7 protein-coding genes and 7 tRNA genes are annotated in these 9,246 nt (G+C 50.0%); 11 read left to right on the top strand and 3 right to left on the bottom strand.

Annotated elements, in window-relative coordinates:
* The 5 genes from D6783_05640 to D6783_05620 all read left to right on the top strand — a co-directional run bounded on the left by D6783_05640 (position 1) and on the right by D6783_05620 (position 2,135).
* The gene (locus D6783_05640) at positions 1-732 is read left to right on the top strand and encodes an AI-2E family transporter (GenBank protein ID RME52187.1); all 732 of its coding nucleotides are present in this window, start codon (positions 1-3) and stop codon (positions 730-732) included.
* 85 nt (positions 733-817) lie between these two features.
* A tRNA-Ala gene (locus D6783_05635) sits at positions 818-891 on the top strand.
* A 47-nt stretch (positions 892-938) separates the two neighbouring features.
* Positions 939-1,586, top strand: coding sequence for an HAD family hydrolase (locus D6783_05630; protein ID RME52186.1), 648 nt, complete (start codon positions 939-941; stop codon positions 1,584-1,586).
* A complete protein-coding gene (locus tag D6783_05625; protein RME52185.1) occupies positions 1,580-1,993 on the top strand; it encodes an HIT family protein in 414 nt (137 codons plus the stop codon). Before D6783_05630 ends, D6783_05625 begins: the two co-directional genes overlap by 7 nt.
* A gap of 68 nt (positions 1,994-2,061) precedes the next feature.
* A tRNA-Met gene (locus D6783_05620) sits at positions 2,062-2,135 on the top strand.
* A 363-nt stretch (positions 2,136-2,498) separates the two neighbouring features.
* Here the strand turns inward: D6783_05620 and D6783_05615 are convergent.
* A tRNA-Ser gene (locus D6783_05615) sits at positions 2,499-2,581 on the bottom strand.
* Between the two features lie 175 nt (positions 2,582-2,756).
* Between D6783_05615 and D6783_05610 the strand changes: the two genes are divergently transcribed.
* From D6783_05610 to D6783_05590, 5 genes are all read left to right on the top strand, one after another.
* A tRNA-Lys gene (locus tag D6783_05610) sits at positions 2,757-2,873 on the top strand.
* A 63-nt stretch (positions 2,874-2,936) separates the two neighbouring features.
* A tRNA-Glu gene (locus tag D6783_05605) sits at positions 2,937-3,011 on the top strand.
* A 126-nt stretch (positions 3,012-3,137) separates the two neighbouring features.
* Positions 3,138-3,233 (top strand) — tRNA-Gln (locus D6783_05600).
* 123 nt (positions 3,234-3,356) lie between these two features.
* On the top strand, positions 3,357-5,411 hold the full coding sequence (locus D6783_05595; protein ID RME52184.1) for an SMC family ATPase: 2,055 nt from the start codon (positions 3,357-3,359) through the stop codon (positions 5,409-5,411).
* Positions 5,412-5,520: 109 nt separating this feature from the next.
* Positions 5,521-6,819, top strand: coding sequence for a hypothetical protein (locus D6783_05590; protein RME52183.1), 1,299 nt, complete (start codon positions 5,521-5,523; stop codon positions 6,817-6,819).
* Between the two features lie 145 nt (positions 6,820-6,964).
* Here D6783_05590 and D6783_05585 read toward each other — a convergent pair.
* Positions 6,965-7,038, bottom strand: a tRNA-Pro gene (locus tag D6783_05585).
* Between the two features lie 177 nt (positions 7,039-7,215).
* Between D6783_05585 and D6783_05580 the strand changes: the two genes are divergently transcribed.
* Complete coding sequence (locus D6783_05580; protein ID RME52182.1) at positions 7,216-8,655, top strand: hypothetical protein; 1,440 nt, start codon at positions 7,216-7,218, stop codon at positions 8,653-8,655.
* A 103-nt stretch (positions 8,656-8,758) separates the two neighbouring features.
* Here the strand turns inward: D6783_05580 and D6783_05575 are convergent.
* A partial coding sequence (locus tag D6783_05575) for a hypothetical protein (GenBank protein ID RME52181.1) occupies positions 8,759-9,246 on the bottom strand: 488 nt, incomplete at its 5' end.

The raw sequence follows: 9,246 nt of genomic DNA, 5'->3' as shown, positions 1-9,246 counted from the left end.
TTGAATGACGCTGTGGCGAATGTCTCGGAAGCATTCAACATGGGCAGTTTGGAAGAAGGCGCAACGGCTGCACTTTCGTCTTTGAGTGTTGAGACGTTGGCAGTGAAGGGCGCCGGCCGGTTCGTTGCTGCGGTGGGAAACTTTTTTTCAGAGGTGTTCTTAGTGCTGCTTTTTCTTGTGTTCTTGCTTCCTTCGCATGATGTGATTATGGAGCGGGTGGGGAGGGGTCTTAGTCGTGAGCGGCGCAGAGCGTTTTTTAGAACGCTTGAGCAGATTGAGTCCTCGGTTCGAGCGTACCTTGTGACGAAGGTGTTGGTGAGTGTTGGAACGGCACTTTCGAGTTTTGTTGTCATGTTGCTTTTTGGGACGAAGTTCGCGCTTGTGTTTTCAGTATTGGTGTTTGTCCTCAATTTTATTCCGAATTTCGGATCGTTCATCGCGGTGGCGACCATTCTTGTTTTTGAAGTGGTTCGTCTGGGTTTTGGTTGGAAGGTGGTGTTCTTGGCGGGGCTGCTCATTCTTGTACAGGTCGTGTGGGGTAACATTTTAGAGCCAAAATTTGCTGCACGGTCTCTTGAGCTTTCACCCATTGTTGTCTTGCTCAGCCTCTTCTTCTGGGGGGTGGTTTGGGGTGTTTGGGGTCTTTTGTTTGCCGTACCGCTGACTGCAAGCATCAAAATCATCTTGCAAAATATTCCTTCAACAAAGAAGATTGCCTTGTTTCTTTCCTAAGTGTTCTTTGAAGTGGGTGTGTTTGGCGGAGATACCGGAGATACTTTTAAAAAGAGGAGAGGGGTTTCTTTTTGTCTCGTCGTATGGGCGGGTAGTTCAATCTGGTAGAACGCGCCCTTGGCTAGGGCGAGGCTCCGGGTTCAAATCCCGGTCCGTCCATGCAACGTCCATAATGTTTATAAGGCGGGGCGGGTTTTGGTTTGAGTATGGTGAAGGCGATTTTGTTTGACTTGTGGGGGACGTTGGTCGAAACAGGGGTGTACCCTAGTCCGCTTCGGCAGGTGAAGAGCATCCTGCGTATTCGAATGCCGTTTCCTGTTTTTGTTCGGCGTTTTGAACAGGCGTTTATGACCCGTCCGTTTGATTCAAACATGGAAGGCTTCAAGGAAGCGGCCAAGGCTTTGGAAGTGAGTCCTCCGCCTTTTGTTTTTGACAAGCTTGTCGGGCTTTGGAACAAGTACATGATTTTAGCGAAGCCCTATGAGGAGACGTTTGAAGTGTTGGAGTCTTTGAGGAAGCAGTTCAAGCTTGCTTTGATTAGCAACAGCGACGCGATTAATTCCAAGCAAGTTATGGAAAAATTAGAACTTGCGAAATACTTTGATAATGTGTTCTTATCATGGGAGGTTGGGCTGCTCAAAGGGGAGCCAGAATTTTACGAAAAAGTGTTGTCCACGATGAAGTTGAACAAGGAAGATGTTGTCGTCGTTGGCGACTCGGTTGAGAGTGATATGGAAGGTGCAGAAATGGCGGGCCTCAAAGGGATCTTGGTAGATCGTCGGGACAGGCGCGAGTTTGAGCCGAAGGTAAGGAATTTGCGAGAGCTTGAAAGCAAGATTCGTGAGGTGTGTTGAAGGTGGCTGAGTGCCCCTTTTGTTTGATTCGTGAAGGGGAACGTGAGAAGATTCTTTTTGAAGATGATAAGGTCTTTGTTATTCTTTCAAAAAAGCAAATAACAAGAGGGCATGCGCTTGTTATTTCCAAGCAGCATGTTGATTCATACTTTGATTTGAGTGAAGATGTTGCGTTGCGCATGGTTGCTGTAGCAAGGGAGATTGGACCGAAGATCTTGGCAGGTGTTGGCGCGCCTGGTTGCTTGTTGAGCGTTAATGTTGGCGAGGCTGCGAGGAGGTCAGTGCCGCACGCGCACGTGCACATCATTCCGCGTTTTTTTGATGACGGCTTGGCAGAGTGGGACAGGCCGGATGCGGCGCCTGAGGAGCTGGCTTCTCTGTATGCGCACTTACGAAAATATTTATAAACGCCTTTTTTGTCCTGGAACCTTGTTGTGGAAATGTTTTTGCAAGCGGTTTGAAAAGAGGTGTCTTCGCGGGTATAGCTCAGTTGGTTAGAGCACCGGTCTCATAAGCCGGGGGTCCCGAGTTCAAGTCTCGGTACCCGCATTCCGTTTTTTTTTTTTCTCTTCGCGCTCTCTTTTTTCATTTCTTTTTCATTTCTTTTTTTCTTCTTCGGGTTGGTTGCTCTTACTGTTGAGCGCGGTAACGGGTGGTGTTGAGTCAGGCAGAACATGCGTGGTATGCGTTACTGTGAGCGTGTCCTTTTCGTCACCACATCTCTCCATGGGCGAAGATGACGCCGAGGACGAGGAGGGCGGTTCCGATGCTGAGAGCGACGAGGGAGGTGGTGTTCTGCTCGAATGTTCCTGCAAGGAAGGCAATGCCCACTGCAATGAGGCCGAAGAAGGTGAAGTTGTTGAAGTAGTGCATGGTTGGAGGCCCTTAGGGGCTTCTTATTAAAAAAGGTTACGCCGCAGCCCGGATTCGAACCGGGAATCCCGTAAGGGACCAGCTCTCGAGGCTGGCGCAATACCAGGTTATGCGACTGCGGCTTGTTCGCCAGGACGGTTTTTGTTGTTCCTCTCGTTTCCCTTCAGGAACGGGTGTTTTCTTTGTTTTTTAAAGTTTTAATGTTCGCTTGTGCCTTGCGGGAAGCACACGAAACCTATATAAATAGGTTGGTTGTCATCCGCTGGTGACTTGGCAGTGATGTGTTGGTTGTGTTGTGGGCTCATAGCTCAGTCTGGCTAGAGCAATCGGCTCTTAACCTGAGTTGGCTCGACGGAGCCATCCAGTTCAGGGATGGTAACCGATAGGTCGGGGGTTCAAATCCCTCTGAGCCCATCTGCAGCGCGTTGGATTTGTTGTTCAAGCATCCAAAGCGCTTTTATTCAATTTTTTTGGTGTGCCCTGGTAGTGTAGTCCGGTCAATCATTCCGCCCTCTCGAGGCGGCGACCCGGGTTCAAATCCCGGCCGGGGCAGTTTCCTTTGTTTTTTTCTTGTTTTTTTTCTAGGTGAAGCGTTCGTAACGCTTTTAAAGAAGTTGGTGTTCTTCCCAAAGCAGTTTTTAGGCACAGAGGCGTGTTTTCCCTGCTGTCTTTTTGTGCAGCCCCGTAGTGTAGTGGCCAATCATACCGGACTCTGGCAATTCATTCAGGAATTGGAGATATCCGGTGACCCCAGTTCGAATCTGGGCGGGGCTAGGTATTTTTTTTCTTTGTTGCGTTCTCTTGTTTTGTTGAGGGCTTGTTCGCTCCGTACGATGACGCGTAGGCGGTAAAATAAAAATACTTATGTAGTCTTTCTTGTTTTCTTTTGGTAACATGATGCTTCGTTCGTTGCGGTTGAGGAATATCCGGTCGTACGTTGATGAGGAGGTTTCTTTCCCTGAGGGCTCGGTCATTCTCTCAGGGGATGTGGGTTCTGGAAAGTCAACTATTTTGCTTGCTATTGAGTTTGCTTTGTTTGGGATTTTGCGCGGTGAGGTTTCTGGTGCTGCGCTTCTTCGGCACGGCGCCCAACAAGGCTGGGTTGAACTCGCATTTGAAGTAGATGGCCGGGAGGTTGTTGTTCGTCGAGGATTGAAGCGTTCTGGTGGGAGCGTCACGCAAGGTGCTGGGTTTCTCATCGTTGACGGGGTTCGTGAAGAGGCGACAGCCGTGGAGTTGAAGAGCAGAATCCTCTCCTTGCTAGGGTATCCTGAGGGGCTTTTGGCGAAGAGCAAGTCGCTCTTATTTCGCTATACCGTTTACACGCCACAGCAGGAGATGAACAGGATTTTGAGCGAGAAGCCAGAGGAGCGTCTTGAGACGTTGCGTAAAATCTTTGATTTGGACAAGTACAAGCGTGTAAACGAGAATGCGATCATGGTTGCCAGAGCGCTGAAAGGGCAGGGGGATGTGTTGGAGGGCCAATTGAGTGTTCTTGAGCGGCAAGTTGAAGAGCTCAAGCCGGCTGAGAAGCGGCTTGATGCGGCTCGCAAAGAGGTGTTGAAGGTTGTTCAGCGCGAGGGCGTGCTCGCGAAAAAAGTTGCTGAGTTGAAAAAGCGGCAGGCGGAGTTGGAGAAACAGTCGTTCTTGCATAATGATGTAAGGACGAAGTGTGAGGTCTTGAAAGGGGAAGTTCGTTCCTTGCGCGAAGAGCTTGTTAGAAAGAAAAAGGAACATGATGATCTTCTTGGTTTGCTCAAGGAACAAGGGGAGCCGAAGAGGCCTGCGAAGAGGAAGGTGAGAAGTGGAGAGGCGGTGCGTGAGGCGCTGGCGAAGGTGCGCCACGCGCTTGTGCAGATTGAAGAGAGCAGAGCGAAACACGAGGAACGGATTGATCAGTGCAGGCGAGTTATTGAGCGTATTAAGACTGTTTCTTCATGTCCAACGTGTTTGCAGAACGTTCCTGAAGAGCATCGCCAACGCGTAGTTGAAAAACAAGAGCTGCTTTTGGAGAAGGCGGCAAGGAACTTGGAAAAGATTGAGAAGAAAATGCGTGCCGCGAGAGAGCGTGTTGAGGAGCTGGAAGAAGAATTGCAGCAAGTGCAAAAAGCGCAGGAGGAGGAACGGGTTTTTGCAATTCAACTCAAGTCGCTCGAGGAGAAAAAGAAACGGTTGCGCTTGCTGGCCGAGGCGTGCGCTCTCTTGGAGAAGGCCTGCAAAGAGAAGGAGAAGGACGTTGCGAGTGTTGAGAAAAAACTCGCTGCGTTACCTGAAATAAAAGGTGAGTTGAGTGCCTTGCGGCAAGAGGTTGAAAAGGTTGAGCAGGAGCGCAGAGAGGTTGCAGGGCGCAGGGCGGGGCTTGAGCGAGAGGCGGCATTGCTAGAAGAACAGCTGAAAAGGCTGGAGTTGCTGCAAGAACGCATGCAATCGCTCAAAAAGGAAGTCGAGGAGCATCGTTTGCTGCGGCAGTGGCTGCAAGGCGTGTTTCAGAATGTCATCTTCGTCATCGAGCGCCAGTTGCTCATGAGTATTTACCACGAGTTTAACGCGTACTTCAAGCGGTGGTTCTCAATGCTCATTGATGAAAGTGTTTTAGGTGTTCGTTTGGACGAACACTTTTCTCCTTGTGTCGAGCAAAACGGTTTTGAAACTGACGTGGCGCATCTTTCTGGGGGTGAGCGCAGTGCCGTGGCGCTTGCGTACCGCTTAGCACTTAATTCAGTAATTAGTCAGTTTATGTCGTCTGTCAAAACAAGGGGCTTGCTCATCCTCGATGAACCAACAGACGGGTTTAGTGCTGAGCAGCTTGATAGGTTGCGGGAAGTGCTCTCCGAGTTGAAGGTATCCCAGCTCATCTTGGTGAGCCATGAGAGCAAAGTCGAGAGTTTTGTTGACCACGTGTTGCGAGTGGAAAAGCTTGAGCACGTGAGCAGGATTGTTCGAGGGGTGTAGCGGTGTTCTCTTGAAGGTTCCTGAACTGTTCTGAAGAGGCGGTGACGAGCAAGGAGAATATTTTATATCAAAGAGAAGTTTTATATAGGTGGTGTTGCTTCAAAAGGGTATGGCGCGAGTGTCGTGGTTGTTGGCGTTGCTGGTATGCAGTGCCGGGTTGTTTGTGCACGTCGTCGTGGCACAAGGGACGCAGGGAAGTATTCTTCTAAAATCGCCTTCTAACCAGTTTGAGTTTGTTGAGGCAGAGCAGTCGTTTATTTTTCAAATCGACGGCACGGAAGGTTTGTTTTCCTGTTCCTTACTTGTTGATGGGGATGTTTGGAAAACGTACGGCGGTGTCGAAGCGGGACGTTCAAGAGAGTTTATCGTTTCAATCTCTCCAGGGGAGCATGTTTGGAGCGTGGCGTGTGAGAACGATGGAGCATCGCTCTCTTCAGAAGAGCGCGTGTTCAGCGTGTCACCAGCGGCTGCGCAAAAAGATCCTGTTGAGAAGTTCTATGTCGGAGGGACATCCAAATACTGGATTTATAAAGTGAATCTTCCTTTGGAAGAGGAAGCGGTTGTTGAGGGTGTTCGAGGGAAAGATCACGTCGAGTTGAAACTCATCAAGGAGGGGCGTGAGTTCGTGATGGATTTGCTCTTGTTCCCCCCGCTCATGGATCACACGAAAGGCGTGCAGTATGCGGACATGAAGGTTGACGGAGGGGTGCGTGAGCGCTTGTATGAAGGCGAGCCGCGACTCTTTGATGTGGATAAAGATGGCGAGCCGGAGACTGCGGTGACGTTGGAGGTCGTGCTGCGTACGATGTCGTTGCATGTTGCGTCGCTTGAAGCATCGGGAGATGAGAGCGGACAGGTTGTTGGCGGGGAAGAAGACGTTGAAGGCGTGGTTGAGAGCGAAGGGTCGGGAGATGAGACGGGAGAAGGGTTTGGTAAGGAGGAGGAATCCGCTTCTGAGCGTGGAAGTGTTGACAAGCGTGGTCAACCAGAACAGGAGCGCAATGATGTTGTCAAGGCAGGGGGTGTGAGCGGCAGTGGTGTTGCTGATGAGGAGGACGTTCGTTTAAAGCCAGAGAAGAAGCGGATAGAGAGTCCTGCGTCGACGCTTGCCTTCATTGTTGTTGTGGTGCTCGTTATTGGCATGGCGTTCATTATTTTCTTTGTTTCTCGGACAAAAGATCCCTACCAAGATGCTTTGCGCGAGCAGAAGCGTAACGTGAGGGCGCGCCGCGCTAAGGTTTCTGAAAAGGAGGTTGAGGACGCTGTTTCTCGTCTAGCCAAGCAGACGGATTTGCTCTCAAAGAACACAGGGAAGACAGAGGAGTCGCGCGCTGTTCGTTCAGAAGGCGGAACAACGCAGAAACGAGGAGGGGTTATTGCGTCTACGAGCAGGAGACGAAGGCGTTGATGGCTTGCGGGTTCTCGAAGCGTGCCAAAGCATTTTTTTTTAACAAAGCAGGTTTCTTTTGGGATTGTAAAAGGCCAAGCTACTACGTTTTAGGCGTAGCTTTAAAAAAAGCAAGGGGTGAGTTCAGAAGGGAAGAACAAGAAAGTGGGGTTGGGAGGATTCGAACCCCCGACCACGCGCGCCCCGGGCGCGTATCATACCAAGCTAGACCACAACCCCGTGGAGTTGAATAGGCAAGTCTTTTGAGCTTTGCTTGCTGCGAAGGGCAGGGTATTTATATACGTTTTCCTCGCTGGGCAGTTGTTCTGACCATTGGTGCGTCTTTGGCCGTGTTGGAGTCGTCGAAAAACTTATATAGGCGTATGGTTCTGAAAGCACTGTGAGGGTTGTAGAGGAATGGTTCAACGAAGCAAGTATTGGGTAGGGGTTGTTCTTGTACTCGGGCTTGTTCTTTGCTCAACCGTTGTTTCAGCGGATTTTTCTGTGTCTAGCGAGGGCGTGAAGGTTGACATTTTTGATAATGAATCGGCAGAGTATCGTCTGGTTATTGAGAATTTGGGGCCTTTAGATGAGCTGTTTCAAGTGTTTACGATTGATCCGAAGTGGTTGGTTTCAACAGATCCTTCCCCGATCTTCATCCCAGCAGGATCGTCGAAGGAGGTTCGTGTGTTTCTCCTGCCAAAAAGCGGGCTCGAGGTTGGCTACCATGGGCCTCCGTTAAAGATTAAGGCGGTGGAGTCTAAAGATTTTGTGACGAAGAACGCGTTGGTGTATATTAAGCCGCGTGATATTCGCTTTGGGAGGTATCAGCCTTCGGTCGCGATGGAAGTGCAGCACCCACTCAGGCTTGAGCCGAAGAGTGGAGGTTTTGATGTGAAAGTGCTTTTGCGCAATCGCAACGCGCTGGACTTTGAGCAAGTGACGTTGCGTTTGGAGAGTGACTTGTTTTCTGTGAAGGACACGTTTTCGTTAGGACCGCTGGAGACGAAGGTCCGCGTCTTTCCTGTCTCGCTCGACCCCTTAACGCCTCCCGGGCAGTATGTCATTCTTGCTTTTCTTGAGGGGTTGAACTCAACGATTTCACAGGAGCAGTCAGCACTGGAAGTTTTGTCTGTTCCTGATATTCGCATTGATGAGCAAATCTCCTCTTTCCTCTTTCGAAAAGAGCATGTCTTTGAAGTGAGGAACACGGGGAACGCGCCGGACACGACAAGAGTGTTTTTCCCAGCAGGCGCACTGAAGCGTTTTTTTAGTAGTGCCAGTCGAGAGCCAATCCTGTTTAAGAATGAAACAGGCTCGTTTTGGGTTTGGGAAGTGTCTGTCGCGCCCGGCGAGACGGTGATGTTTTCTGTCGTGACGAGTTATCGATGGCTCGTCATAGTCGTTCTCTTGCTTTGTTTGGCAGTGCTGGGGTATTTTGTTTTTCGCAGCCCCGTTGTGGTTGTAAAGGAGGCGTTCGCAAAGGAGAGTGAGGAAGAAGGGGTTTCGGACGTTAAAGTAGTGTTGTTTATTCGTAACAGATCAGGAAGGGTTATGAGCAACATTTCCATTATTGATGCAATTCCCAGTATTGCTTCGTATGTTCAGTCAAAGTCTTCGGTTGGAACATTGCATCCGTCACGTGTTTCGAAAGTTGAAGGGAAAGGAACGGTGCTGAAGTGGGAGATTGAGTTTTTGGATCCGTATGAAGAGCGAGTTATTTCTTATAGGATTTCATCTCGTCTGCGTATCATGGGTGGCTTGACGTTGCCAAGTGCGAAGGTGAAATTCGAAACGCCTTCCGGGCGTGAGCGGATTTCCTTTTCCAATGCCGTTTCTACGAAGGCAAGGCACTGAGCGTTGCGTGTTGGCCTGCTCAGCTGGTTTTTGCTTTTTGCCTGGAAGGGTGGTTTTCTTTTAATCGGACGTGTTTGGTAGTTGGTTGTTTTTCGGAGTTTATTTAAACATGGCGTGCTTCTCTTGTGGGTGCGATGACAAGGCGGGTTTTTGTTTCGGTTCCTGAAACGGTGTGGGAAGAATTTTCGCGTATTGCAAAGACGTACAAGGAGCAACCGGAAAGCGCTGCAGGGAGGGCGATTGCCAGCCATGTGAGCGCGTTGCAGGCCTCTCTTCGCCGTGAGAATAACAGGCTTCTCAGAGAGGTGCGCACGGTTTTGAAAGGGAAGCGTTCTGCGAAGGGAAGTGTTCGTAGCGAGCGCGGGTCTGCAGTGAGCTTGGACGTGCTTCGTTCGTCATGGGAGAAAAAGAGGAGTGCTGAGCGGGAGCGAGTGATTGCTGAGTTTCGAAAGTTGCAGGGTTGAACAACGCCGCAGCGAAGGCGCCTTAACGCAGGGTTGCGTGTTATGCTATTTCTTGAAAGCTTTTTTTGGGCTTCAAGGCCGAAATCCTTAAAAACAAGCTGGACGCTCTCACATCGGGAATTTTTTT

Source organism: Candidatus Woesearchaeota archaeon, from assembly GCA_003694805.1.
Classification (GTDB): Archaea; Nanobdellota; Nanobdellia; order Woesearchaeales; family J110; genus J110.
Note: the sequence above shows the minus strand (reverse complement) of the source record. Positions and strands in the feature narration are given on the sequence as shown.